The 24898-nt window shown below is 62.5% G+C and carries 22 protein-coding genes and 1 tRNA gene; 17 read left to right on the top strand and 6 right to left on the bottom strand.

What is annotated here, in order from left to right; all coding sequences use genetic code 11:
* Positions 1-15 precede the first annotated feature (15 nt).
* Both ACYU8T_RS04705 and ACYU8T_RS04700 read left to right on the top strand, forming a co-directional pair.
* On the top strand, positions 16-237 hold the full coding sequence (locus tag ACYU8T_RS04705) for a hypothetical protein (RefSeq protein WP_097092760.1): 222 nt from the start codon (positions 16-18) through the stop codon (positions 235-237).
* A 60-nt stretch (positions 238-297) separates the two neighbouring features.
* Positions 298-1752 carry a cobyric acid synthase gene (locus tag ACYU8T_RS04700; protein ID WP_461158667.1) on the top strand — a complete coding sequence of 485 codons (1455 nt, stop codon included), beginning with the start codon at positions 298-300 and terminating at the stop codon, positions 1750-1752.
* 189 nt (positions 1753-1941) lie between these two features.
* Here the strand turns inward: ACYU8T_RS04700 and ACYU8T_RS04695 are convergent.
* Positions 1942-2018: transfer RNA gene (locus ACYU8T_RS04695), tRNA-Arg, on the bottom strand.
* 140 nt (positions 2019-2158) lie between these two features.
* Between ACYU8T_RS04695 and ACYU8T_RS04690 the strand changes: the two genes are divergently transcribed.
* Positions 2159-2593, top strand: coding sequence for a hypothetical protein (locus tag ACYU8T_RS04690; RefSeq protein ID WP_461158666.1), 435 nt, complete (start codon positions 2159-2161; stop codon positions 2591-2593).
* A 53-nt stretch (positions 2594-2646) separates the two neighbouring features.
* On the opposite strand, the gene ppdK is transcribed toward ACYU8T_RS04690, so the two are convergent.
* From ppdK to ACYU8T_RS04675, 3 genes are all read right to left on the bottom strand, one after another.
* The gene (ppdK, locus tag ACYU8T_RS04685; protein WP_461158665.1) at positions 2647-5346 is read right to left on the bottom strand and encodes a pyruvate, phosphate dikinase; all 2700 of its coding nucleotides are present in this window, start codon (positions 5344-5346) and stop codon (positions 2647-2649) included.
* A gap of 148 nt (positions 5347-5494) precedes the next feature.
* Positions 5495-7615 (bottom strand): glycine--tRNA ligase subunit beta, encoded by a 2121-nt coding sequence (gene glyS, locus ACYU8T_RS04680; protein ID WP_461158664.1) that lies wholly within the window; start codon positions 7613-7615, stop codon positions 5495-5497.
* 109 nt (positions 7616-7724) lie between these two features.
* Entirely contained in the window at positions 7725-8597 is an 873-nt protein-coding gene (locus ACYU8T_RS04675) for a glycine--tRNA ligase subunit alpha (RefSeq protein ID WP_097091473.1), read from the bottom strand.
* Positions 8598-8760: 163 nt separating this feature from the next.
* On the opposite strand from ACYU8T_RS04675, the gene ACYU8T_RS04670 reads away from it, so the two are divergent.
* The 9 genes from ACYU8T_RS04670 to ACYU8T_RS04630 all read left to right on the top strand — a co-directional run bounded on the left by ACYU8T_RS04670 (position 8761) and on the right by ACYU8T_RS04630 (position 16758).
* Positions 8761-9675, top strand: a complete 915-nt coding sequence (locus ACYU8T_RS04670) for a TraB/GumN family protein (protein ID WP_461158663.1) — start codon at positions 8761-8763, stop codon at positions 9673-9675.
* Positions 9672-10550 carry a TraB/GumN family protein gene (locus ACYU8T_RS04665; protein WP_461158662.1) on the top strand — a complete coding sequence of 293 codons (879 nt, stop codon included), beginning with the start codon at positions 9672-9674 and terminating at the stop codon, positions 10548-10550. The genes ACYU8T_RS04670 and ACYU8T_RS04665 overlap by 4 nt, the downstream gene beginning before the upstream one ends.
* Positions 10551-10661: 111 nt before the next feature.
* Positions 10662-11276, top strand: coding sequence for a 50S ribosomal protein L25/general stress protein Ctc (locus ACYU8T_RS04660; protein ID WP_097091471.1), 615 nt, complete (start codon positions 10662-10664; stop codon positions 11274-11276).
* Between the two features lie 157 nt (positions 11277-11433).
* Positions 11434-12003 (top strand): aminoacyl-tRNA hydrolase, encoded by a 570-nt coding sequence (gene pth / locus ACYU8T_RS04655; RefSeq protein ID WP_097091470.1) that lies wholly within the window; start codon positions 11434-11436, stop codon positions 12001-12003.
* A 140-nt stretch (positions 12004-12143) separates the two neighbouring features.
* Positions 12144-13772: an alpha-D-glucose phosphate-specific phosphoglucomutase gene (locus ACYU8T_RS04650; protein ID WP_461158661.1), complete on the top strand. Its 1629-nt coding sequence runs from the start codon at positions 12144-12146 to the stop codon at positions 13770-13772.
* A gap of 61 nt (positions 13773-13833) precedes the next feature.
* Positions 13834-14538: a DUF2490 domain-containing protein gene (locus ACYU8T_RS04645; RefSeq protein ID WP_461158660.1), complete on the top strand. Its 705-nt coding sequence runs from the start codon at positions 13834-13836 to the stop codon at positions 14536-14538.
* A gap of 69 nt (positions 14539-14607) precedes the next feature.
* Complete coding sequence (gene ychF / locus ACYU8T_RS04640) at positions 14608-15708, top strand: redox-regulated ATPase YchF (RefSeq protein ID WP_097091467.1); 1101 nt, start codon at positions 14608-14610, stop codon at positions 15706-15708.
* Between the two features lie 4 nt (positions 15709-15712).
* Complete coding sequence (locus tag ACYU8T_RS04635) at positions 15713-16246, top strand: DNA-deoxyinosine glycosylase (RefSeq protein WP_461158659.1); 534 nt, start codon at positions 15713-15715, stop codon at positions 16244-16246.
* Positions 16247-16296: 50 nt separating this feature from the next.
* Positions 16297-16758, top strand: coding sequence for a MaoC family dehydratase (locus ACYU8T_RS04630; RefSeq protein WP_201514261.1), 462 nt, complete (start codon positions 16297-16299; stop codon positions 16756-16758).
* Between the two features lie 12 nt (positions 16759-16770).
* Here the strand turns inward: ACYU8T_RS04630 and ACYU8T_RS04625 are convergent, their stop codons facing one another.
* Together ACYU8T_RS04625 and mutL are read right to left on the bottom strand one after the other, a co-directional pair.
* On the bottom strand, positions 16771-17295 hold the full coding sequence (locus tag ACYU8T_RS04625) for a hypothetical protein (RefSeq protein WP_461158658.1): 525 nt from the start codon (positions 17293-17295) through the stop codon (positions 16771-16773).
* 2 nt (positions 17296-17297) lie between these two features.
* Complete coding sequence (mutL, locus tag ACYU8T_RS04620; protein ID WP_461158657.1) at positions 17298-19076, bottom strand: DNA mismatch repair endonuclease MutL; 1779 nt, start codon at positions 19074-19076, stop codon at positions 17298-17300.
* A gap of 159 nt (positions 19077-19235) precedes the next feature.
* Here mutL and ACYU8T_RS04615 point away from each other — a divergent pair, with 159 nt between their 5' ends.
* The 5 genes from ACYU8T_RS04615 to rodA are packed head-to-tail and all read left to right on the top strand — an operon-like array spanning position 19236 to position 24881.
* A complete protein-coding gene (locus ACYU8T_RS04615; protein ID WP_007685698.1) occupies positions 19236-20282 on the top strand; it encodes a rod shape-determining protein in 1047 nt (348 codons plus the stop codon).
* 18 nt (positions 20283-20300) lie between these two features.
* A complete protein-coding gene (mreC, locus tag ACYU8T_RS04610) occupies positions 20301-21215 on the top strand; it encodes a rod shape-determining protein MreC (RefSeq protein ID WP_461158656.1) in 915 nt (304 codons plus the stop codon).
* Entirely contained in the window at positions 21212-21739 is a 528-nt protein-coding gene (gene mreD, locus ACYU8T_RS04605) for a rod shape-determining protein MreD (RefSeq protein ID WP_461158655.1), read from the top strand. Before mreC ends, mreD begins: the two co-directional genes overlap by 4 nt.
* A complete protein-coding gene (gene mrdA, locus ACYU8T_RS04600; protein WP_461158654.1) occupies positions 21736-23769 on the top strand; it encodes a penicillin-binding protein 2 in 2034 nt (677 codons plus the stop codon). The genes mreD and mrdA overlap by 4 nt, the downstream gene beginning before the upstream one ends.
* Positions 23766-24881, top strand: coding sequence for a rod shape-determining protein RodA (gene rodA, locus ACYU8T_RS04595; RefSeq protein ID WP_461158653.1), 1116 nt, complete (start codon positions 23766-23768; stop codon positions 24879-24881). The genes mrdA and rodA overlap by 4 nt, the downstream gene beginning before the upstream one ends.
* The last annotated feature ends 17 nt before the right edge of the window (positions 24882-24898 follow it).

The raw sequence follows: 24898 nt of genomic DNA, 5'->3' as shown, positions 1-24898 counted from the left end.
AGCTCGAGTGGAATGATGAACCGAATCAAGCGCCTTTTCACGATCAAGACGAAGTTCGAGGCGTTTCTGGTCATCTATGCGCTTGCACTGGGCGCTACGGAGCGCGGCATCGTCTATATGGGGCAATATCCAGGTTTCGGCGGCCAATTGCTTGCCCTGGCATGCACCGGATCGGTATTCATGGCCGGCGGGATGATCATCGATGCCGTCGAGATGCGGCGGCGCCTGACCTACTGAACGGCGTTTCGGGGCAAGGCGGCGGTTGACCGGGAGCGGAGCCGCATGCAGGAGCGCTCCATGGCCGCGATCATGCTTCAGGGAACAGGATCCGACGTCGGCAAGTCGGTGCTCGTTGCGGGGCTGTGCCGCGCGCTGGTGCGCCGTGGTTACAGCGTGCGTCCTTTCAAGCCGCAGAACATGTCCAATAATGCAGCCGTCACGGCCGATGGCGGAGAGATCGGCAGGGCCCAAGCGCTCCAGGCGCTGGCGGCCGGGATGGAACCGCATAGCGACATGAACCCGGTGCTGCTGAAACCGCAGGCTGACCGGACGTCGCAACTGGTCGTGCATGGCAAGGTCCGCGGCACGCTGGTCGCTGGGAATTTCCGGACGGCGCGAGCCGAGCTGCTGGGCGCGGTGATGGAGAGCTACGAGCGGCTGCGGCAGCAATGCGACATCGTCGTGGTCGAGGGCGCCGGATCGCCCGCCGAAATCAATTTGCGGGCCGGTGATATCGCGAACATGGGCTTCGCGCGGGCCGCGGATGTGCCTGTCATCCTGGTCGGCGACATAGATCGTGGCGGCGTCATTGCCGCGATCGCAGGCACCAAGGCCATTATCGATCCGGCGGATGCGGCGATGATCCGAGGGTTCCTGATCAACAAGTTCCGTGGTGATCCCGCGCTGTTCGAGGATGGCTATCGCCAGATTGAGCAATTGTCAGGCTGGCGAGGCTTTGGCGTGATCCCCTGGCTATCGGCCACTGCCAGGTTGCCCAGCGAAGACGCCGTGGTGCTGGAGAGGAATATCGATCGTGGCGCCAGGGGGACGGTGATTGCCTGCCCTGTCCTGCCCCGCATCGCGAATTTCGATGATCTCGATCCGTTCAAGCTCGAGCCTGACGTGGAGCTTGTCATGGTGCCGCCGGGGCAACCGATCCCCGCCGAGGCCAGCCTGATCATTCTGCCGGGTTCGAAGGCAACCATCGCCGACCTGCGCGCATTGCGGGCGGAGGGATGGGACATCGACATCCTGTCGCACCATCGGCGCGGCAGGCCCATTTTGGGCATTTGCGGAGGGTATCAGATGCTTGGCCGCAGCATCTCAGATCCTGACGGCATCGAGGGGGAACCGGAAAGGATCGAGGGGCTAGGCCTGCTTGATGTGGACACACGGTTGACGGGCGATAAGTCGCTGGAGCGGGTGGCGGGCACGGCGTGGGGGCAGAGCTTCACAGGATATGAGATGCATGTCGGCCTGACCGACGGCCCCGATCGCGCGCGGCATTTGGCGCGGCTGGCCGATGGCCGGACGGATGGTGCTGTCAGTGCGGACGGCCGCGTTTGCGGCACCTATGTGCACGGCTTCTTTGCCAGCACGGAAGCGCGTGCTGGGTTGCTGGCGTCGTTGGGCGTGAAATCCGGAGCGGTGGATTATGCCGCGTCGGTGGAACAGGCGCTCGATGACATTGCCGGGCAGTTGGAGCTGCATGCTGACATCGATGCGATGATCGAGATGGCGACGAAACGCTGACGCGGACGGGTTGCTGTGGGAAATGATGCGGCTTGCCGACAAGCTCGCCCACCGTTCAGCCGGGTGGCTTCCCCTGTTACTAACGGGCCGATATTTGTTGGACTTCCGACCGGCACAGTCGCGCCTCAACAGCTAAGACAATCACCTATGATCATCTTACATGCTGCTGATTTTCTTGGGAAAAGAAAATGGCGCGCCCGGAACGATTCGAACGTCCGACCCTCAGATTCGTAGTCTGATGCTCTATCCAGCTGAGCTACGGGCGCGTTGTGGAGCGGCAGATAGAGGGGGGCGGATGATTGGGCAAGCCCCTTTTTCACTTTTTTTACGGGGCTGCCGTCGCAGTTTCGCAGGCGCAACTTTTCCCGGCATTTGCTCGTTGCGGATCGGGGGAAGGAGGCGAGGCATGGCTTTCACTTTGAACGAAATCATATTGCTGGTCATCGCACTGCTCGTTGGACTTGTGCTGGGCCTGATGATGAGCGGACGCGGCAAATATAGGCGGCTGTGGCGGGACGAGCAGATCGCGCACCGGCAGACGTTAAAGGAACGGGATGCGCGGGTGGCGGCTGTTCCTCCCGGCGTTGGGCATGATCGCTCTGATCGGGATGATCTGACACGGGTCAGAGGGATTTCAGCGGCAGATGCGGCCGCACTGCATGAGGCGGGCTATCATCGTTATGACCAGCTTGGCGCGATCAGTGACGAGCAGCAAGCGGCGTTGGAGGCACGGCTGGGGCGGGAACCGGGAACGATCGCGCGCGAGGAATGGCGCACGCAGGCGCGGCTGCTCGAAACCGGCAAGGTCCGCGAGCATGAGCGGCGCTATTTGGAGACATAAGGTGAATGCCCTCTAACCCCTCCCGCGTACGGGAGGGGGTTGATGGGTTTGCGCTACTTCTTCGCCAGCGCGGCCTGCGCAGCGGCGAGCCGGGCGATCGGGACGCGGTAAGGTGAGGCCGAAACATAGTCGAGGCCGGTAGCCTCGCAGAAGGCGATCGAGGCGGGATCGCCGCCATGTTCACCGCAGATGCCGAGCTTGATCCCCGGACGGGTCGCGCGACCACGCTCGGCCGCCAACTCGATCAGTTGGCCTACGCCCTCCACATCGATGCTGACGAATGGATCGCGGGCGAAGATGCCCTTGTCGACATATTGCGTCAGGAAGCGGCCCGCGTCGTCACGGCTGATGCCGATCGTCGTTTGCGTGAGGTCATTGGTGCCGAAGGAGAAGAACTCGCCAACCTCCGCAATCTCGCCAGCCTTCAGCGCAGCGCGCGGCAGTTCGATCATGGTGCCGACAAGATATTCGACCGAGGCGCCCTGCTCCGCGAAGACTTCACTGGCGACGCGATCAACGATCGCCTTCATCAGCTCCAGTTCCTTCCTTGTCGCGACAAGCGGGATCATGATTTCCGGGATCGGTGCTTCGCCGCTGCGCTGCTTGATGAGAAGCGCGGCTTCGAAGATAGCCCGGGCCTGCATCTCGTAGATTTCGGGATAAGTGACGCCGAGGCGGCAACCGCGATGGCCGAGCATCGGGTTGAACTCGTGCAGTTCGGCGGCGCGGCGCTTGAGCGCGTCAACGCCGACGCCCGCAGCCTTGGCCACTTCCTCGAACTCCGCCTCGCCATGAGGCAGGAATTCGTGCAGCGGCGGGTCGAGCAGACGGATGGTGACGGGCAGACCGGCCATCACCATGAAGATCTGCGCGAAATCGTCCCGCTGCTCGGGCAGCAGCTTTTCGAGCGCGGCGCGGCGGCCCTTCTCCGTATCGGCGAGGATCATTTCGCGGACCGCAGTGATGCGGGCGGCGTCGAAGAACATATGTTCGGTACGGCAGAGGCCGACGCCCTCCGCGCCGAAATCACGCGCGGTCTGGCAGTCGAGCGGGGTTTCGGCATTGGCGCGAACCTTCAGGCGGCGGACCTTGTCGGCCCAGCCCATCAGCGTGCCGAAGTCGCCAGCCAGTTCGGGCTGCACCGTCGGCACGTCACCCGCCATCACCTCGCCAGTCGAACCGTCGATGGTGAGGATGTCGCCTTCTTTGAGCGTGCGCCCTTCGATGCGCAGCGTCTTGGCGGCGTTGTCGATCGACAGGCTACCAGCGCCGGACACACAGGGACGGCCCATGCCGCGCGCCACCACCGCCGCGTGTGACGTCATGCCGCCACGCGCGGTCAGGATGCCCTTGGCCGCGTGCATACCGTGAATGTCTTCGGGGCTGGTTTCGACGCGGACGAGAATGACGGAATCGCCAAGCTCGTTGCGGCGCTCGGCGGTGTCGGCGTCGAATACGATCGCGCCCGATGCGGCGCCCGGCGAGGCGGGCAGGCCTTTGGTCAGCACATCACGCGGCGCCTTGGGATCGAGCGTGGGGTGGAGAAGCTGGTCGAGCGCAGCGGGATCGACGCGGGCGACGGCTTCTTCCTCGCTGATCAGGCCTTCGGTCGCCATATCGACGGCGATCTTGAGCGCGGCCTTGGCGGTGCGCTTGCCTGAGCGGGTCTGGAGCATCCAGAGCTTGCCCTGCTGCACCGTGAACTCGATGTCCTGCATGTCGCGATAATGGGTTTCGAGGATCTGAAACACCCGCGCCAGTTCGGCATAGGTTTCCGGCATCGCCTCTTCCATCGACAGCGGCTTGGCCCCTGCCCGCTCGCGCGCCTGGCGTGTGAGATATTGCGGTGTGCGAATGCCCGCGACGACGTCTTCGCCCTGCGCGTTGATGAGGTACTCGCCATAATAGGCGTTCTCGCCGGTGGCTGGGTCGCGGGTGAAGGCGACGCCGGTGGCCGATGTATCACCCATATTGCCGAAGACCATCGCCTGCACGTTGACGGCGGTGCCCCAGTCATGGGGGATCGAGTTCAGGCGGCGATACACCTTCGCTCGGTCGGCCTGCCAACTGCCGAACACGGCGCTGATCGCGCCCCACAGCTGGTCGTTCACATCCTGCGGAAAGGGCTTGTTCCAGAGCTTTGAAACAAGGCCCTTATATTCAGCGACGAGCGCCTTCCAATCGTCGGCGGTCATTTCCGTGTCGAGCGTGTAGCCCTGATCTTCCTTGGCGATCTCAAGGGCTTCCTCGAACGCGCCATGGTCGAGTTCCAGCACCACGTCAGAGTACATCTGGATGAAACGGCGATAGCTGTCCCAGGCGAAACGCTCGTCACCCGACGCGGCGGCAAGGCCGAGGACGGTTTCATCGTTGAGACCGAGGTTGAGGACCGTGTCCATCATGCCGGGCATGGAAATGCGCGCGCCGGAGCGGACGGAGACGAGCAGCGGGTCGGCCGCGTCACCGAACTTCTTGCCCGTGACCCCCTCAATATGGGCGATGCCGTTCGCGACTTCCGCCTTCAGGCTCTCCGGGAACATGCCGCCATCCTGATAATAGCGGGTGCACATTTCGGTCGTGATCGTGAAGCCGGGAGGCACAGGCAGGCCGATGGCGGCCATGCCGTCGAGATTGGCGCCCTTGCCGCCTAGGAGATTCTTGTCACCCTTGCCGCCATCATCGACGCCGCCGCCGAAACGATAGACATAACGCGTCGCGGTCGTGCTCATGCTGGCCTCTTCCATTTTCAACATAGTCCCGGCTCTCCCTGCACTGATTGCCGTGTATTTGTGCGTTGCAGCAACATTTCTACAACAGGCGGGGCGGTGAACGCACCCGCTTTTACGATGATCCTTGGCCTTCTCTATTCTTTCCGACGCTTCGCGGCCCGGTTCTTACGAATTACCCTGCAATTTTCGAGAAATCAGCAACAGCGTGCACAGCGTCCCGCACCCGCGCGAGCAGCGCGAGACGCGCCAAGCGTTTGGCTGGGTCGGCGTCGTTCACTGTGACCTTGTCGAAGAATGCATCGATCGGTGCTCGTAGGCTGGCGAGCGCGGCCATGGCGCCTTCGAAGTCCTCGGCCTGGATGGCGGCGCTTGCGCGCGGCTCGGCGGCGTCGAGGGCAGCGATGAGTTCGGCTTCAGCGGGTTCGGGGGTGTAGGTTAACGGCGTCACCCCAGCGGAAGCTGGGGCCTCAGCTTCGCTCGACCCGCCTGAGATGCCAGCTTCCGCTGGCATGACGGAGCGAGTGGGTTCTTCCTTCTTCAGGATGTTGGCGGCGCGCTTGTATCCGGCGAGGAGGTTGGTGCCGTCATCGGTCGCGACGAAGGATTGGAGCGCCTTCACGCGGGCAAGCAGGCGGACGAGGTCGTCCTCGCCGCCGAGCGCGAACACGGCGTCGATCAGGTCGTGGCGGACGCCTGCTTCCTTTTGCTGGACCTTGAGGCGGTCGGCGAAGAAGTCGAGGAGGTCACCTTCCGCAACAGCAAAGCGCAGGTTGTTGGTGGTCACGATCTGGATAACGCCCAGCGCCGCCCGGCGTAGTGCAAACGGATCGCGCGAGCCAGTTGGCTTTTCCTCGATGCCGAAGAAAGAGCGCAGTGTATCCAGTTTGTCGGCCAGCGACACAGCGATAGTGACAGGCGCGGTCGGAACATCGTCACCCTGCCCAACCGGCTTGTAGTGATCGCGGATCGCATCGGCCACGGCATCGGGCAGACCTTCGGCGCGGGCGTAGTAGCCGCCCATGATGCCCTGGAGTTCGGGGAACTCTCCGACCATTTCGGTCACGAGGTCGGCCTTGGCGAGTCGGGCGGCTTGTTCGGCGAGGTTTGCGAGTTGTTCGATCGTTGGCGCTTGCCCACCCCCGGCCCCTCCCGCTTGCGGGAGGGGGGAAGACGTCACGATGCCTTCTTCTACCAGCCAGCGGGCGAGTTTGGCTACGCGGTCCACCTTGTCGGCTACGGTGCCGAGCTTTTCGTGGAAGGTGATGCGTTCGAGCTTTTTGGCGTGATCTTCGAGGCTAGTCTTGCGGTCCTGTTCCCAGAAGAAGCGGGCGTCGGACAGGCGCGCGGCAAGAACCTTGCGGTTGCCCGCGATAATTGCTTCGCCGCCATCCTTGGCCTCGATATTGGCGGTGCAGATGAAAGCCGGAGCAAGCTTGCCCGCACCGTCGCGCAGGACGAAATATTTCTGGTTTATCCGGAGGGTTAGCTGAATGACCTCAGGCGGGACATCAAGGAACGCCGGGTCGAAATCGCCTAGCAGCGGGACAGGCCATTCGGTTAGCCCGGCATTTTCAGCGACGAGGCCCTTGTCCTCGATCACTGTATATCCCTTCGCGGCGGCGGCTTCGTTGGCCTTTGCCTCGATGATCGATTGGCGTTCCTGATGGCTGACGATCACATGGCAGGCGCGCAGTTTTTCGACATAGTCATGCGCGCCGCCGATGGTGATTTCGCCGGGATGATGGAAGCGATGGCCAAGCGTGGCGTAGCTCGACCTGATGCCTTCGATCTCAATGTCGACCAAATCCTCGCCGAGGATGGCGACGATACCTTGCAGCGGACGGACCCAGCGCAGGCTCTCCGTCGTCTGCGAAGCGGTGCCCCAACGCATGGATTTGGGCCAGGGGAAAGCACGGACGATGGTGGGCACGGCTTGCGCCAGCACTTCCGCCGTCGCGCGGCCGGGCTTGTTGACGGTCGCGAACCAGACGCCGTCGCGGTCCTCAAGCTGGTCCTGGGTGAGGTTGGTCTTGCGGAGGAAGCCTTTCAGCGCCTGCGCGGGAGCGCTGGTGCGGGGGCCTTTGAACTCCTCGCTGACGGCCGCTGTCTCAAGGGGCAGGTTGCGCGCGATCAGGGCGAGGCGGCGGGGGGTGACGAAGCTGTCGATGGATTCCGGCTTCAGGCCAGCTTTTGCCAACTCATCGGTGAAGAGGCGGGCGAGGTCTTCCGATGCCTTGATCTGCATCCGGGCCGGGATTTCTTCGCAGCGGAGTTCGAGGAGGAAATCGGTCATGCGGTTTTCTCCGCAGGCCCAGTGGAGGCTGGGGCCTCAGGCAGGATGGTGGATTGATTGGGGCACGAGATTCCAACGTTCGCTGGGATGACGAAAAAGCACATCTGCATCATGCGGCCCACCCGTTCACTTCCATCCATTTCTCACACGAACCCTTGGCGAGGTCGCGGACGCGGCCGATGTAGCTGGCGCGTTCCTGGACGGAGATGACGCCGCGCGCCTGGAGCAGGTTGAAGACATGGCTTGCCTTGATCGCCTGATCATAGGCGGCGAGCGGGACGCCCGCCTCCAGCGACGCCTTGCACTCGGCTTCGGCATCCTTGAACCAGCGGAACAGCTTTTCGGTGTCGGCGATCTCGAAATTCCATTTCGACATCTGTTGTTCATTGGCGAGGAAGACGTCGCCATAGGTAACGCCCGCATCGTTGAACTTCAGGTCATAAACGCTGTCCACGCCCTGAATATACATGGCGAGGCGTTCGAGGCCGTAGGTGAGTTCGCCCGCGACAGGCTTGCAATCGAAGCCGCCCATCTGCTGGAAATAGGTGAACTGGGTGACTTCCATGCCGTCGCACCAGACTTCCCAGCCCAAGCCCCACGCGCCGAGCGTCGGGCTTTCCCAATCGTCCTCGACAAAGCGGATGTCGTGGACGAGCGGATCGATGCCGATCTCCACCAGCGAGCCCAGATAAAGCTCCTGAAGGTTCGCCGGCGACGGCTTCATGATGACCTGATATTGGTAATAATGCTGGAGGCGATTGGGATTTTCGCCATAGCGGCCATCGGTTGGGCGGCGGCTGGGCTGCACATAGGCGGCGTTCCAGGCGTCCGGACCGAGGCTGCGCAAGGTGGTGGCAGGGTGAAAGGTGCCCGCGCCGACTTCCATGTCATAGGGTTGCAGGATCACGCAGCCCTGGCGGCCCCAATAGGCATGCAGGGTGAGGATCAGGTCCTGAAAGGAAAGCGGCTTGCCTGTCGCCACGGACGGTCCCTTGCGAAAATGACGGTTTGATCGCGCGCGCCTTGGCGCAGGAGGGCTTTAGGGTCAAGGAAAAGCGGCTTGGCAGGCACTAATCCGCTTGCCCAAATCCCCCCTGCCCCGCATGGATGCGAAGTTTGCTGATGATGATGGATCGACGCGCAACATGAGATGGTCACTTTCCCGCCTGATCGCTGCGGGCCTGTTGATGTTGAGTGGCTGCGCGCAGGAGCAGCAAGCCACGGCGCGCCCGCCGATTGCGAAGTCCGGCTATGTAACGCCTGCGCTGTGGCAGGTGCGGGACGAGGACACGACCATCTATCTGTTCGGCACTGTCCATGTACTGAAACCAGGGACGGAGTGGTTCAAGGGCGGCGTGAAGCGGGCATTCGACGGCTCTGACGAGCTGATTTTGGAGATTGTCGAGCCGGAAGATCCCCAAGCGATGGCCGCCGCCATGGCGCACAAGGGTCTGGCGCGCGACGGCGTGAAGCTGTCGGATAGGCTCGCCCCGGCTATGCGCGGGAAATATCAGGCAGCGATGGCGGCGAACGGCTTGCCCTGGCAGATGTTCGAGCCATTCAATCCCTGGATGGCCGGGATGGCGCTGGCGGTGAAGCCGCTTGAGAAGCTGGGCTACGAAGCCGATCTGGGCGCCGAGAAGACGCTGACCGCCGCAGCGAAGGCCGCGGGCAAGAAAGTCGGCGCGCTGGAGACGATAGAACAGCAGCTTGGCTATTTCGCCGGACTGCCGATGGACAGTCAGGTCAAGTTCCTGACCGCTACAGTCGACGGGTTGCCGGAGATGGAAAAGGAATTTTCCCGACTGATCGCGCATTGGCAGGACGGCGATCCCGCCAAGTTGGCGGCGGAGATGAATGAATCGCTGGAGGCCACGCCGGAGCTGGCGCAGGTGCTGCTGATCCAGCGGAATGGCAATTGGGCCAAATGGATCAAGGAGCGGCTTGCGCGGCCCGGAACCGCATTCATTGCCGTGGGCGCCGGGCATCTGGCGGGCAAGGGCAGCGTGCAGGACCAGCTCAAGGATTTGGGCGTGGCTTCGGTCAGGGTTGCTGAGTGAGCTGGCTGCGATGGCTGGGTTTATGCGCGCTGCTGCTCGTGGCGGCTTGCGGACGGGAGCAGGGCTCGCCGCCGGTTGAAGGCGGGCCTGCGCTGTGGCGGGTGCAGGGGCATGGGCTGAATGGCTGGTTGTTCGGCACGATCCATGTGTTGCCTCGCGGTGTCGATTGGCGGACCGGTGACATAGAACGCGCGATCGGGGATGCCGACCGGCTGGTGCTTGAATCCGCCGAGATACAGGACCCGCAGCGAACCAGGGCCTTGTTCGAGAAGATGGGTCGCAGTCCCGATCTGCCGCCTCTGGAGGCCCGGGTGCCTGCGTCCGAGCAGGCCGAATTGCGGCGGGTCGCTGATGATGACGGGGCCGATTTGCGGCTGCTGTCGGGCTATGAAAGCTGGGCGGCGGCCATGCTCTTGTCGGCGGCGGCACAGCAATCCCTCCATCTAAGCGCCAGCTCAGGGGTGGAGACCGTGTTGATCGAGGCGTTCCGGGATGCGGGCAAGCCGATCAACGGACTGGAAACGGTCGCGCGGCAGTTCGGTGCATTCGATAGCTTGCCGGAAGCATCGCAGCGGCGACTTCTGACGCAAACGGTGGCGGAAGCGGAGGACATGAAGGCGCTTTACGAGCGGATCCTGCATGCTTGGCTGAAGGGCGACATGGCCGCGATTGCGCGCGAGGATCAAGCTGGAGAGCGGCCCGATCCAGCTGTTGAGCAAGCCGTGCTCGTCGCGCGCAACCGGGACTGGAGCGTTGCGATCGCCCAATTGAGGGGCCGGCCGTTCATAGCGGTCGGCACCGGACATCTGACCGGGCGGGACAATCTCATCAGCTTGCTGGAAGAGCGCGGATACAGGATGACACGGGTGCAATAACGCCGCGCCCTTGCCATTGCCCGCTTTTCTGCTACAGGGCCGCCTTCCCGTGATGGTCATCCCTGGAGGCGTTGCGGGAGGTTTTGACATATCAGCTTTTGGAGACACGCAATGAGCGAGCAGCTTACGCTGTCGGCCGAGGCACGCGATCGGGCAGGCAAGGGAGCCTCCCGCGCTCTCCGCCGTGAGGGCCGCGTACCCGCCGTCATCTATGGTAACAACGAAGAACCCCAATCGATCCACGTCGAGGAAAAGCTCCTCAACAAGCTGCTCGGCACCGGCCACTTCTTCAATTCGGTCGTTTTTGTGGAAGTCGGCGGCAACAAGGTTCGTACCCTTGCCAAGGACGTCGCTTTCCATCCCGTGACCGACCGTCCGCTGCACGCCGACTTCCTGCGCGTTTCGGAACATGCCACCGTCCACGTCAACGTGCCGGTGCGCTTCGAAAATGAAGACGCTTCGCCTGGCCTCAAGAAGGGCGGCGTTCTCAACATCGTCGCGCATGACATCGAACTGATTGTCGATGCGGCCGAAATCCCCGACGACGTAGTCGTGGACCTCAAGGGTCTCGACGTCGGTGAATCGATCCACATCGGCGCTGTGAAGCTGCCCCGTGGCGCCAAGGCTGCGCATGATGAAACCGACTTCACCGTCGCGACCATCGTTGCTCCGTCTGCCCTGAAGAGCGCCGAGGGTGACAACGAGACTCCGGCGGAAGGCGAATAAGCCTTCTTCCGTTACGACTAAAGCAGCCCCGTTCGGGCTGAGCGAAGCCGAAGCCTCAACTGAACGAAGCGAAGAATGCCTTCATTTCGTTCAGGCGAGCCCTTGGACAAGCTCAGAGCGAACGGGGCTTTGTTGTTATACAGGCTGGGAGATACGGATGCAGATCTGGGCAGGCCTCGGCAATCCGGGCACCCAATATGCGATGCACCGGCACAATGTCGGCTTCATGGCGGCTGACGTCATTGCCGACATGTATCGCTTCTCCCCACCCAAAAAGCAGTTTCATGGCTGGGTGCAGGAAGGCCGCATCGGAACAGAGAAGATCGTCCTGCTGAAGCCCGCCACCTTCATGAACGAAAGCGGCCGTTCAGTCGGGGAGGCCATGCGCTTCTACAAACTGACGCCGCAGGATGTGACCGTCTTCCACGACGAGCTGGACCTCGCGCCGATGAAGGTGAAGGTGAAGCGCGGCGGTGGCAATGCTGGGCATAATGGCCTGCGGTCGACGGACGCGCACATCGGCGCGGATTTCCGGCGCGTGCGGATCGGCATTGGCCATCCGGGGCACAAGGACCGGGTGCATGGCTATGTGCTGGGCAATTATCACAAGAGCGAGATGGACGCACTGGCCGATATGCTGGGAGCGATCGGCGCGGAGGCAGAGTGGCTGGCGAAGGGCGATGACGCCCGCTTCATGAATGAGGTTGCGCTAAGGCTCGCGGACTGATCAGCAGAGACTGCGGGGAAAGTTATGAGTCCACGGCCCGCCGCCCTGCCCGCACGGTGAAATCTGGGCGACGCATTGCGCAACGCAGCATCCAAGCGCCATAGAGGATACCTGACCTTCCACTTCTCAAGAGGATACAGGTGATCCAGATCGTCGCCATCAAGCCTTTCAATGACCAGAAGCCGGGCACGTCCGGCTTGCGCAAGAAGGTCCGCGTTTTTCAACAGCCGCATTATGCAGCCAATTTCGTGCAGTCGGTGTTCGACAGCCTCTCCGGCTTCGAAGGCCAGACGTTGGTCGTCGGTGGTGACGGACGATACTTCAACCGCGAGGTCATCCAGGTCGTGCTCAAGATGGCGGCCGCCAATGGCTTCGGTCGAGTGCTCGTCGGCCAAGGCGGCATATTGTCCACGCCCGCGGCATCGCACCTCATCCGCTCCTCAGGTGCATTCGGTGGCCTTGTGCTTTCGGCCAGCCATAATCCAGGCGGGCCGGACGAGGATTTTGGCATCAAATATAATGTAGGTAATGGCGGCCCCGCGCCGGAGAAAGTGACTGACGCCATCCACGCGCGGACGCTCTCGATCGACAGCTATCGCATCGTCGATGCCGGCGACATCGACATAGACACGCTGGGAACGCGTGAACTGGCCGGGATGACGGTCGAGATCGTCGATCCGGTCGCCGCCTATGCCGACCTGATGGAGCAACTGTTCGACTTCCCGGCCATTCGCGAGATGATTGCCGAAGGCTTCACCCTCTCCTTCGACGCGATGAGCGCGGTCACCGGCCCGTACGCGAAAGAGATTTTCGAGCGGCGTTTGGGCGCGCAATCGGGAACCGTGCGCAACGGCACACCCCTTCCCGACTTCGGCCATCACCATCCCGACCCCAACCTCGTCCATGCAAAAGAACTCTATGACCGCATGATGGGTGACGCCGCGCCCGACTTCGGCGCAGCATCGGATGGCGATGGGGACAGGAACCTGATCATCGGCCGCAATTGTTATGTGACGCCTTCGGACTCGCTAGCGGTGCTGGCTGCGAATGCCCATCTCGCGCCCGGCTACGCAAAGGGCCTCAAGGGCATTGCGCGATCGATGCCGACCAGCGGCGCGGCGGATCGCGTTGCGGAAAGGCTGGGCATTCCGCTGTATGAAACCCCGACAGGATGGAAATTCTTCGGCAACTTGCTGGATGCGGGCATGGCGACGATCTGCGGCGAGGAAAGCGCGGGGACGGGCTCCGACCATGTACGCGAGAAGGACGGCATCTGGGCGGTGCTGCTGTGGCTCAACATCCTGGCGTCGCGCAGGCAAAGCGTGGCGGAGATCATGCAGACGCATTGGGCGACTTACGGCCGCAACTATTATGCGCGGCACGATTATGAAGCCATCGCCAAGGATCGTGCGGACGCACTGATGGCTGCACTTCGCGACAGGCTGACTGCCCTCCCCGGCACGGCGAACAGCGGCGGCACGGTGCAGAGCGCGGATGATTTCGCCTATAGCGATCCGACCGATCAGTCGGTCAGCAGGAACCAGGGCATTCGCATCCTGTTCGAGGATGGATCGCGCGTCGTATTCCGGCTGTCGGGCACTGGCACCGAAGGCGCGACACTGCGCGTCTATATCGAGCGCTATGTGGACCGCCACGGCAAGCTCGACATGGAAACCGCAGACGCGCTGGCGCCACTGGTACGCGCGGCGCAGGAAATCGCGGATATCACCGGCTTCACCGGCATGGAGCAGCCGAGCGTGATTACCTGACAGACATAAAAAGTCACCGGAGGGAAATCGGATGGCAAGGGCGAGAGACTAGGGACGCCCCATGTTCCGACCTCGTCCTGCTGTTCATTTTTTCGGCGCTCTCTTGAGTGCCTCGACCCTTTTGCCCGGCGCTGCTGCACATGCGAAGACGGCCGAAGATGAACAGGTCTGGCTCAACCTGACAGCGATGGGGCCAGTGAGCGGAAAGCTCATCTATTTCGCCGAAGTTCAGCCCCGCTTCGGCAATGGCGCGTCGCAAGCCGACCAGACCATCCTCCGCGGCGCGGTGGGCTGGAAGCTGTCGCCCGAGTTGTCAATCTATCAGGGTTACGGGCACATCGTCCTGCCGTCGCAGGGCGGGCGCGACGTCAATGAAGAGCGCAGCTTCCAGCAGATCAGCTGGACGATCGGCAAGCCGGGGGGTGGCGAATTTTCGTCCCGAACGCGGCTGGAGCAACGCTGGCGTTCGGACGGCAGCGGCATGGGATGGCGGCTGCGGGAAATGCTCCGTTATGAAAAGCCGCTGAAGCCCGGCAGCCAGGCGGTCAGTGCACTGGTCTACGCGGAAGGATTCGCGGCGCTCAACAGCACGAATTGGGGGCAACGGGCGGGCTTCGACCAGTTGCGCAGCTTCGTTGGGGGGGAGGTCAAGCTGATGGGCAAATCCACCGCCGAGATCGGCTATCTCAATCAGCTGATCAACCAGCGGGGCGGGAACGAGCGCATGAACCACGTCGCATCAGTAACGCTCTTCTTCCGGCGCTGAGCACAGGCTGGCCTTCGGACGCGGAACAGGCTATCGGCCCGGCCATCATTTTGACGTGAAGGCAGGTCCATGGGTTTTCGTTGCGGTATTGTCGGGCTTCCCAATGTAGGCAAGTCCACCCTTTTCAATGCGCTGACCGAAACGCAGGCTGCGCAGGCGGCGAACTATCCCTTCTGCACGATCGAGCCCAATGAAGGCCGCGTGGCCGTACCCGACGACCGGCTGCAGACCATCGCCAAGATCGGCGGCAGCGCCAAGATCATCGAAACGCAGCTGTCCTTCGTTGACATTGCAGGCCTGGTGCGAGGCGCGTCGAAGGGTGAAGGACTTGGCAATCAGTTTCTCGCCAACATCCGCGAAACCGACGCCATCGTCCACGTCCTGCGCTGTTTTGAAGATGGCGACATCACCCACGTCGAGGGCAAGGTCGATCCCATCGCCGATGCGGAGACGGTCGAGACCGAGTTGATGCTGGCTGACCTGGAAAGCCTGGAAAAGCGTGTCCCGAACTTCGCCAAGAAGGCGGCGCAGGGAGACAAGGAAGCCAAGGCGGCGGCGTCGGTATTGGGCAAGGCGCTGGACCTGCTGCGCGACGGCAAGCCCGCGCGGCTGACGCAGCCCGGCGATGACGAGGAAGCTCGCATTTTCCAGCAAGCCCAGTTGCTGACCGCCAAGCCCGTTCTTTATGTCTGCAATGTCGAGGAAGAGGCAGCTGCAGAGGGTAATGCGCACTCCGCTCGCGTGTTCGAAAAGGCAGCGGCCGAAGGCGCGAAGGCAGTGATCGTATCCGCTGCGATCGAAGCCGAACTTATCACCATGCCGGTTGAAGAGCGTGCCGAATATCTGGAAGCTCTGGGCCTGACCGAAGCAGGCCTCGCCCGCATTATCCGCGCGGGTTATGAACTGCTGGGCCTCATCACCTTCTTCACCGTTGGTCCGAAGGAAGCGCGCGCCTGGACGGTCGCAAAGGGATCAAAGGCACCACAGGCGGCCGGCGCGATCCATACCGACTTTGAAAAGGGCTTCATCCGCGCCGAAACCATGGCCTATGCCGACTATGTCCAGTTCAATGGCGAGGCTGGAGCCAAGGAAGCGGGCAAGTGGCGGTCCGAAGGCAAGGATTATGTAACCCAGGACGGAGACATCATGCTGTTCCGCTTCAACGTCTGACGTCGTGACGCTGCCGCCCGGCCAGACCCCGGCCCAGCGCAAGGCCGCCTTTCCGCCCAGCGTGGACGAACGCACGACACTGCTGATCCTTGGCAGCCTGCCGGGCGATGCCTCTATCAGGCAGGGTGAATATTATGCTCATCGCGGGAACGCTTTCTGGTCGCTGATGAGCGATGTGCTGGGTGATGATCTGCGCGCCCTGCCCTATGCCATGCGGCTGAAGCGATTGCGCACGCGGGACGTCGGCCTGTGGGACGTGATCGAGAGTGCGGACCGCGAAGGCAGTCTCGACAGCGCTATCCGGGGTGCGGAGTTTCGGGATTTGAGGGGCTTTATCGCGCGGCTGCCTGCGCTGCGGGCGATCGCGTTCAACGGCAAGACAGCGTCAGTGCAGGGCCGACGTCAGATCGGTACTGCCACGGAGTTGACGATGATCGATTTGCCATCCAGCAGCGGCGCCTATGCCATGCTTTCCAGAGACAAGAAGGCAGAGGCGTGGCGGACGTTGCGTCAATGGATTGCACCGTCCCAACATTGACGTAAGCGTAAGGCGGACTTAGACCATCTGCAACAAGAGGGTGCCGGCCGGTGAGCAAGAGTGTCTATTTCGAGGATTTGGAAATCGGCGACAGGCTGGATTTCGGTCCGGTAAGTGTCAGCCGCGACGAAATCATGGCCTTTGCCGCAGAATTCGATGCCCAGCCTTTCCACCTGTCGGATGAAGCGGCCGCAGGGACGCATTTCGGGAGCCTGTCGGCGAGCGGCTGGCACACAACTGCGCTGTTCATGAAGATGTTCGTCGCGAAGATGCAGGCCGCCGGGCATCAGGATGCGAGCCTGGGCGCCATGGGCATCGATGAACTGCGATGGCTGCGGCCGGTGAGGCCTGGCGATACGCTGAGGGGCACATCCGAGGTCGTAGAAAAGAAGGCGTCCCGGAGCAGACCGGAGATGGGCATCGTCAAGAGCAGGGTCACTGTGCTGAACCAGCGGGATGAGCCGGTATTGACGATGATGCCGATCACGATGTTCCGCACCCGTCCGAACTGACGCGGAAAATCTTTATCGGTCCTGGACTGGCGGCAGCGGCTGATTGGCGCGCGCGTCCGCAGCCATGATGCGGACTTGGCTGGATGCCGCACCCGACAGTTGAATGAGATGCAAGCCTGGCGTCAGGTCGAACCAGACGATCTTCCGGATCCCCGAACATCCCGGGCCATGACTGTGCGCGGTGGACGCGATAGGGCTATTCCCGAAGACGATATCGACCCAGGCGGGACCGGAAAGGCCTATCCCTATCCGTGCCGGTGTCTTGACGGCCAGGCTGAAGAGGCCGCCATAGCTTTTGAGTGCCTGATGGTCAGGTTTGACCGCATATTGAACTTGAGGCGAAGGGCGCAGCGTCGCCACAACAGGCTTGCCCAAGATAAGGCGTGGCGCAGAAGCCGCTTCGCCTGCGGCGGACTCCGTTCCGCTCTGGTTCCAACTAGTCCAGGGTTCAGGGGGCAGCGGCGCGTCAAGGCATGGGTCGGCGGCAAGTGCGGGCGCGGAAAGGCTCAGGGCAGCGAGGCAAGCGATCAGGCGCATCGTCATTTCCTTCCGAACAGCTTTTCTATGTCTCCATGGCCAAGCTTTACCCAGGTCGGACGACCGTGATTGCACTGGCCGCTGCGTGGCGTGATCTCCATCTCACGCAGCAGCGCGTTCATTTCCGCCACGCTCAGCACCCGGCCCGCGCGGACCGAGCCGTGGCACGCCATCGTTGCCGCGACCAGATCGAGCCGCTCCTTCAGGGATAGCGTTTCGTCGTAAGCAGCGAGATCGTCAGCGAGGTCGGTGACGATCCCCTGCACGTCCCCTTGGCCGAGCATCGCGGGCACCGCGCGCACAAGCATGGCGGAGGGGCCGAACCGCTCCAGCTCAAGGCCGAAGTCGCGCAACTCATCGACGCGCGTTTCCAGGCGATCGCAAGCGGGCTCATCCAGTTCGACCACTTCGGGCAGCAGCAGCGCCTGCGCGGCGACGCCCTGCCCTTCCATGGCGCGGCGCATGCGTTCGAGCGTCAGGCGCTCGTGGGCGGCATGCTGATCGACGATCACCAGCCCATCCTCCGCCTCCGCGACGATATAGGTGCGCGCCACCTGTCCGCGCGCGACGCCGAGCGGGAAGCTGGTCCCTTCCGGCGCGGGTGCGGCGGCGGGCTCGGCGCGCGCCTGTGGCGGGGGCGCGGTGAAGGAGGGGCGACGATCAGCGAATGTGGCGGCTGGCGGCGCATAGTTTAGCGAGCCAGCTTCGAAGATGGGAAGCGCGCTGATCGGCGTGGGCGTAACCGGCTCGGTTTTCCAGGCGGAAAGGCTCGCCGGATCGGCCTGCTGCACGGATCGGAAGCCCTCTGCGTCGAGCGCGCGACGGACGCCGGACACGATCATGCCCCGGATCATCGCAGGGTCCCGAAAACGCACTTCCGTCTTCGCCGGGTGGACGTTGACGTCCACCTCCAGCGGCGGAACGTCCAGGAACAGGGCCACCACCGGGTGCCTGTCCCGCGCGAGCATGTCGGCATAAGCGCCACGCACCGCACCGATCAGCAATCGGTCGCGAACAGGGCGGCCGTTGACGAACAGGAACTGATGATCGCCGACGCCGCGATTATAGGTCGGCAGCGACGCTACCCCCGACAGGCGCACGCCTTCACGTTCCAGCGAGACGATGACATGGTTTTCCGCGAGCGCCCGGTCGGTGAGGGCAGCGACGCGATCCTCCCGCGCCTCTCCCCCCTGAACGGCGATCGCCCGGCGGCCGTCATGCTCCAGCGTGAAGGCGACCGAAGGGTGCGCCATTGCGAGCCTTCGCACGACATCAAGGCAGGCTGCATATTCCGCCTTGGCAGAACGCAGGAATTTGCGGCGAGCGGGCACCCTTGCGAACAGCTGTTCCACGGTGATCCGCGTGCCCGGCGGCAAGGCAGCAGGGCCTTCGGACAGCAGCACGCCATTGTCGACCGTGCGGTTCCAGCCATCCTGCCCCTTGGGCCTGCTGTCGATCGACAAGCGCGCAACGCTGGCGATCGATGGGAGCGCTTCACCACGGAAGCCCAGGGTGGACACATTCTCGATCGCGTCGTCCGGCAGCTTCGACGTCGCATGCCGCTCCAGCGCCAGCGCGATTTCGTGCGCGGCCATGCCGCAGCCGTCGTCACTCACTTCGATCCGGTCGAGCCCGCCGCCGCTCAACCTGATGGAAATGCGGGTTGATTTAGCATCCAGTGCGTTTTCAATGACTTCCTTGAGTGCGCTGGCGGGTCTTTCGACCACTTCACCGGCAGCGATACGATTGACCAGATGTTCGGGCAGGCGGCGTATTGACATTGATTAGTGACTAGCCCAAGCGAGCGCTTTCCGCGAGCCGTTGCCCCCGAAAATTTTGCCTCATCACAGGGAATGATGACAGGGACGGCGGAACGTGGCAGGGACCTCCGAACGCCCCGGTTCGCGTCGCCGGGACGGGCGGGCTGAACAGGAACAAGCATGTCGATCTTTTCGCGACTTTTCAAACTCTCCTCCCAGGATATGGCTATCGATCTCGGCACGGCGAATACCGTCGTCTATGTGCGGGGCCGCGGGATCGTGTTGAATGAGCCATCGGTAGTGGCGGTGGAGACGCTGAACGGCGTGAAACGGGTCAAGGCCGTGGGCGACGACGCCAAGCTGATGATGGGCAAGACGCCCGATTCGATTGAGGCGATCCGACCGCTGCGCGACGGCGTTATCGCGGACATCGATGTCGCCGAGCAGATGATCAAGCACTTCATCACGAAGGTGCATGGCGGCAAGTCGCGTCCTTGGCGCTTTCCCGAGATCGTGATCTGCGTTCCGTCGGGCTCCACCAGTGTCGAACGCCGCGCGATTCGCGACGCGGCCAGCAATGCGGGTGCTTCTCAGGTGTTCCTGATCGAAGAACCGATGGCAGCGGCGATCGGCGCCGACATGCCCGTGACCGAGCCGATCGGTTCGATGGTCGTGGACATCGGTGGCGGCACCACTGAAGTCGCAGTGCTGTCGCTGCGCGGCCTTGCTTACACCACCTCGGTTCGCGTCGGCGGGGACAAGATGGACGAAGCGATCGTTTCTTTCGTGCGCCGCCACCACAACCTCCTCATCGGCGAAGCGACCGCCGAACGCATCAAGAAGCAGTTCGGCGTGGCCCAGCCCCCCGAAGACGGCGTGGGGGAAACCATCCATATCAAGGGCCGTGACCTGGTGAACGGCGTGCCGAAGGAAATCTCGATCAATCAGGGTCAGATCGCCGATGCTTTGGCGGAACCCATCAGCACCATCGTCGAAGGTGTCCGGATCGCCCTGGAAAATACCGCGCCGGAGCTGGCGGCGGACATTGTCGACCAGGGTATCGTGCTGACCGGCGGCGGTGCGCTGCTGAAGGGGCTGGACGATGAACTGCGCGACGAGACCGGGCTGCCCGTCACGATCGCCGAGGATCCGCTGACCTGCGTCGCCATCGGTACTGGCCGCGCGATGGAGGATCCGATCTTCCGAGGCGTGCTGCAGACCGCTTAAGGTCAGGGGGACCACTGCATGGCGCGGCCATCCAGCCGACGTCCCGGCCATAACCGCAAGGCGCAGTACAGCCTGTTTGCCAGCTATGTTGTGGCGATAACGGGTGCGGCTGTCGGCTTACTGCTGGTCGCTGTGGCGATTTTCGATCCCACCGGGTTCGCCGCGATCCGTGCGGCTACCGCAGAACTTTCGCGCCCTGCGTCGCTTGGCCTGCGCAACATGGTGAGTGGCGCAAGTTCGCTGGACGATGTGCTGACCGCATATTGGCGCGCAGGGTCGCAGAATATCGCACTTCGCCGCCAGGTGGAGGCTGACCGTAACCGCATCATCGAGGCAAAGGCGGTCGCGCAGGAAAATCAGCGCCTCAAGCGGCTGTTGAAGCTGGTCGACGAGGATCATAGCGACCTGCTGACGGCTCGGCTCATTTCCTCCTCTTCATCCAGCGCCCGCCGTTTTGCGCGATTGAATGCGGGGCGCTGGCAGGGCGTCCGGACTGGCATGCCGGTCCGTGCTTCGGAAGGCCTTGTCGGCCGCATTCACAGTGTCACCCCCAACACCGCCGAAGTCCTGCTGCTGACCGACAGCAGCAACATCGTGCCGGTTCGCCGCGCGACCGACAGTGTTCCGGCCATCTCGACGGGACTAGGCGACGGGACTGTCGAGATCCGATCACTTGCTGCTGGCCGCAATCCTTTCAACGCCGGTGACATCCTCGTCACATCCGGCGTCGGCGGCATCTATCAGCCCAATATCCCGGTGGCTGTGGTCGTTCGGATCGCGGGCGAAATCGCCTATGGAGTGCCACTGGCCAACCCGTCGAAGGTCGATGCGGTGGTGGTCGAACGCTCATTTGAGGAAGCGGTTACACGCAACGAACCTGCTTCGACCGACAGCGCGCAGCCAGAGACGGCAGCCAACGCCAGCGTTCCATGATCGATCCGCATCTTCAGCATGTGCCTCGGCTCGGCCGCCATCCTTCCCGTTTTCGCCTGACCGGGACGCCGGTCATCACGGTCATGCTGGGATCATCCGTCACGATCCTGCCGATTGTCGCCCAAGCCCCTGTCATGCCGCCCTTGGGCTTGTTGCTGCTGCTGTCCTGGCGCTTGCTGCGGCCAGAGCTTTGGCGCGCTTGGATCGGTGTGCCCCTTGGCCTGTTCGACGACATGATGAGCGGGCAACCCATTGGTTCGGCAATGTTCCTGTGGACCGTGATGCTGATCGGCATCGACGCGGTGGAACACCGCATGGTGTGGCGCAGCTACCGGCAGGACTGGTTAATCGCTGCTGCCGCGATTATCTTCTGCATCGCCGGTGGGCTATTCCTTGCGCGGATAACCGGCGGAGGAGACATCAAGCTGGAACTGGTCGCGCCGCAAATGCTCTGGACGATCTTGCTCTTTCCCTTCGTCGTGCGGCAATGCGCGCGGATCGATCGCTGGCGCGTGATGGCATGAAGCTGCCCAGGCTCAAGCGGAAGACCGTTACCGAAGCATCGCTGTCCTTCACCTTCACCCGCCGGGCAATGGTGGTCGGCGGATTGCAGGCCGGGATCGGCGCGATGCTGATCGGCCGGATGGCGTGGATCAGCGTTGCCGAAAATGAGAAATATAATCTTCTTTCGGAAAGCAACCGCGTCAACCTGACGCTCATTCCTCCACGTCGCGGATGGATATTGGACAGGAACGGGCGTGCGCTGGCTAACAACCGCACGGACTTCCGCGTCGACCTGATCCCCGAGCGTGTCACTGATCCCGAAGGGACGTTGCGCAGCCTGGCTCATCTTCTGGCACTGGCTCCGGACGAGGTAGAGCGGATCAGGACGGAACTGGACAAGGCGCCCGGTTTCCGGCCGGTCCAGGTTGCTGAAAAGCTGACCTATGATCAGTTCGCGGCTGTCAGCGTTCGCTTGCCCGACCTTCCCGGCGTCGCCCCTAGCCAGGGGTTTTCACGATACTATCCCACGGGATCAACGGTCGGGCATTTGCTGGGCTATGTCGGCGCCGCCTCGGCGAAAGACTATGAGAAGCGCAAGGACCCCCTACTGATTACCCCCGGCTTCAAGGTAGGCAAAGAGGGGCTGGAGAAATGGTTCGACCTTGAACTGACGGGGAAGCCCGGGGCCAAGCGCGTCGAGGTGACGGCGCGCGGCAAGATCGTGCGCGAACTGACGACGCGGCCGGACGCGCCAGGAAATGCAGTGAAGCTGACCATCGACGCAGGGCTTCAGGATTATGCAGGGCGCAGGCTCGGTGCTGAATCCGGTTCCTGCATCGTGCTCGATTGCCTGACAGGAGAAATCCTCTGCATGGCGTCGATGCCCTCCTATGATCCAAACAACTTTTCCGACGGCATCAGCCATGATGAATGGGACATGTTGTCGAGCGACGAGCGCCATCCGCTGATCAACAAGTCGCTGAACGCCCTTTATCCGCCGGGATCGACCTTCAAGCCGATGGTTGCGATGGCGTTGCAAAGCGCCGGGATTGACCCGAAGGAGCGGGTGCATTGTCCCGGTGGGTATCGGCTGGGCAACCGCTTCTTCCGATGCCTCGGCCGTCATGGTTCGGTCGATATGCACCGTGCTCTCGCCAAAAGCTGCAACACCTATTTCTACACCATGGGCAACCGGGTGGGCATCGACGTCATCGCGCGGATGGGCCATGCCATGGGGTTCGGTGAAAAGTTCGATCTGCCTGTCAGTTCGCAAAGTTACGGCACCATGCCCGACACCGCGTGGAAGATGCGGCGCTATGACCAGAAATGGACCGCATCGGACACGCTCAACGCATCCATCGGCCAGGGCTACGTCGTCGTAAATCCATTACAGCTCGCCGTCATGGCGGGGCGGATCGCGTCAGGCCGCAACATTCAGCCCCGTCTGGTGAAAGGCCGCTATCCCGAGGCGCCGTTCATGCCTTTTCCCAAGGAACATTTCGACGCTGTGCGGGGAGGCATGTGGGAAGTGGTGAACGGTGACGGCACTGCAGGACGTAGCCGCCTGGACCTCCCCGGAATACAGATGGGCGGGAAGACTGGCACGGCGCAGGTGCGCAAGATTGCGGGCAGCCAGCGTGGGCAGAGCGGCGCATGGAAATATCGCGACCATGGCCTGTTCGTCTGCTTCGCGCCCACGAGCAATCCCCGTTATGCGGCATCCGTCGTGATTGAACATGGCATGGGCGGCTCCCGCGCTGCCGCCCCGGTGGCGAAGGATGTGCTGACATATTTGTTCGATCCAGCAAAGGCGATGGCCAGGTTGGAAGAATTGGAGAAAGGCTGGGGCGGTCCTCCCGCTGAGCGGATGGAACGTCAAATGGCGGCCTACCGTCTCGCCAAGGCGATCAAAAAGGGGGAAGTCGTTCCCAAGCCGGCCGATGCTTCAGAGGCGGAGAATAGCGCCAACGCAGCTGCGTCGGCCAATGTGTCAGAGACTGCGGATAACCCTCCGCCTCAGCGAGATCCGAACAGGGAAGCAGACCGGTGAGCATCATTCCCCAGCCGCTTACTGAATTTCCCTGGAGGGTACTGGGCATTCTGCTCGCGATCGCGGGCTTTGGAACGCTCGTACTTTATAGCGCCGCCAGCGGCAGCATCACGCCCTGGGCCATCAACCAGGCCGTCAGGTTCGTCATCTTTACGGGAATGGCGTTCGTCATCAGCCGGGTGCCGCTAGAACTTTTCGCGCGGTTCGCTTTCCCTGCCTATGGGGCCGTTCTCATATCGCTGGTGCTTGTGGAACTGATCGGCGGCGTCGCGGGCGGTAGTCAGAGGTGGATCAACCTCGGCTTCATGCAATTGCAGCCATCGGAATTCATGAAGCCGATCATCGTACTGGCGGTGGCCCGCTTTTACGCATTGCTGCCCGTGGGAGAAATTCGACGGTGGACGGCCATATGGCCCGCGCTGGTTCTGATCGGTGTACCATGGGCGCTGGTGCTGGTGCAGCCGGACCTTGGCACGGCGACGATGATTGCTGCGGGTGGCGTAACTGTAATGTTCCTTGCCGGATTGCCGCTGCGGTTGTTCGTCGGGTCGGGACTGGCGATCGCAGCCATCATCCCCATCGCCTTCAGCTTCCTGCATGATTATCAGCAGAAACGGGTCCTGATCTTTATGGACCCGGAAAGCGATCCGCTGGGGGCCGGATACCATATCAGCCAATCGAAGATCGCAATCGGCTCCGGCGGTATCTGGGGCAAAGGATTCCTCAAGGGCACCCAGAGCCACCTCGACTATCTTCCCGAAGGACATACCGACTTCGTTTTCGCCACCATGGCTGAGGAATGGGGACTGGTTGGGGGGGTATTTCTGATCGGCGCCTTCCTGTTGCTGTTCCGCTGGGGAATCGGTGTATCGCTGCGTACACAAGATAAATATGCACGGCTGGTGGCGGCGGGGCTGACAACGACCATCTTCTTTTATGTGGCGATCAACCTCATGATGGTGATGGGGTTAGCCCCCGTTGTCGGCATCCCCCTGCCCTTCATGTCCTATGGCGGCTCGTCCATGCTGACCGTCATGCTATGCATCGGCATCATAATGGCCATCGAGCGTTCGACGCGCCGCAGTGGACGCAAGCCGGGAAATTGGGGCTGAAACCGGCACTGGCGCAA

The sequence above is a fragment of the Sphingobium sp. TomMM35A genome, assembly GCF_054771735.1.
This window is presented reverse-complemented; position numbering and strand designations above follow the sequence as displayed.

Excerpts from the sequence above, each read along its gene's own strand:
- mreC (WP_461158656.1), top strand. The coding sequence starts at position 20,301 with ATGGCGCGGCCATCCAGCCGACGTCCCGGCCATAACCGCAAGGCGCAG.
- ACYU8T_RS04670 (WP_461158663.1), top strand. The coding sequence starts at position 8,761 with ATGAGATGGTCACTTTCCCGCCTGATCGCTGCGGGCCTGTTGATGTTG.
- ACYU8T_RS04615 (WP_007685698.1), top strand. The coding sequence starts at position 19,236 with ATGTCGATCTTTTCGCGACTTTTCAAACTCTCCTCCCAGGATATGGCT.
- glyS (WP_461158664.1), bottom strand. The coding sequence starts at position 7,615 with ATGACCGATTTCCTCCTCGAACTCCGCTGCGAAGAAATCCCGGCCCGG.
- pth (WP_097091470.1), top strand. The coding sequence starts at position 11,434 with ATGCAGATCTGGGCAGGCCTCGGCAATCCGGGCACCCAATATGCGATG.
- ACYU8T_RS04660 (WP_097091471.1), top strand. The coding sequence starts at position 10,662 with ATGAGCGAGCAGCTTACGCTGTCGGCCGAGGCACGCGATCGGGCAGGC.
- ppdK (WP_461158665.1), bottom strand. The coding sequence starts at position 5,346 with ATGTTGAAAATGGAAGAGGCCAGCATGAGCACGACCGCGACGCGTTAT.
- mutL (WP_461158657.1), bottom strand. The coding sequence starts at position 19,076 with ATGTCAATACGCCGCCTGCCCGAACATCTGGTCAATCGTATCGCTGCC.
- ACYU8T_RS04625 (WP_461158658.1), bottom strand. The coding sequence starts at position 17,295 with ATGCGCCTGATCGCTTGCCTCGCTGCCCTGAGCCTTTCCGCGCCCGCA.
- mrdA (WP_461158654.1), top strand. The coding sequence starts at position 21,736 with ATGAAGCTGCCCAGGCTCAAGCGGAAGACCGTTACCGAAGCATCGCTG.
- ychF (WP_097091467.1), top strand. The coding sequence starts at position 14,608 with ATGGGTTTTCGTTGCGGTATTGTCGGGCTTCCCAATGTAGGCAAGTCC.
- mreD (WP_461158655.1), top strand. The coding sequence starts at position 21,212 with ATGATCGATCCGCATCTTCAGCATGTGCCTCGGCTCGGCCGCCATCCT.
- ACYU8T_RS04700 (WP_461158667.1), top strand. The coding sequence starts at position 298 with ATGGCCGCGATCATGCTTCAGGGAACAGGATCCGACGTCGGCAAGTCG.
- ACYU8T_RS04705 (WP_097092760.1), top strand. The coding sequence starts at position 16 with ATGAACCGAATCAAGCGCCTTTTCACGATCAAGACGAAGTTCGAGGCG.
- ACYU8T_RS04690 (WP_461158666.1), top strand. The coding sequence starts at position 2,159 with ATGGCTTTCACTTTGAACGAAATCATATTGCTGGTCATCGCACTGCTC.
- ACYU8T_RS04645 (WP_461158660.1), top strand. The coding sequence starts at position 13,834 with ATGTTCCGACCTCGTCCTGCTGTTCATTTTTTCGGCGCTCTCTTGAGT.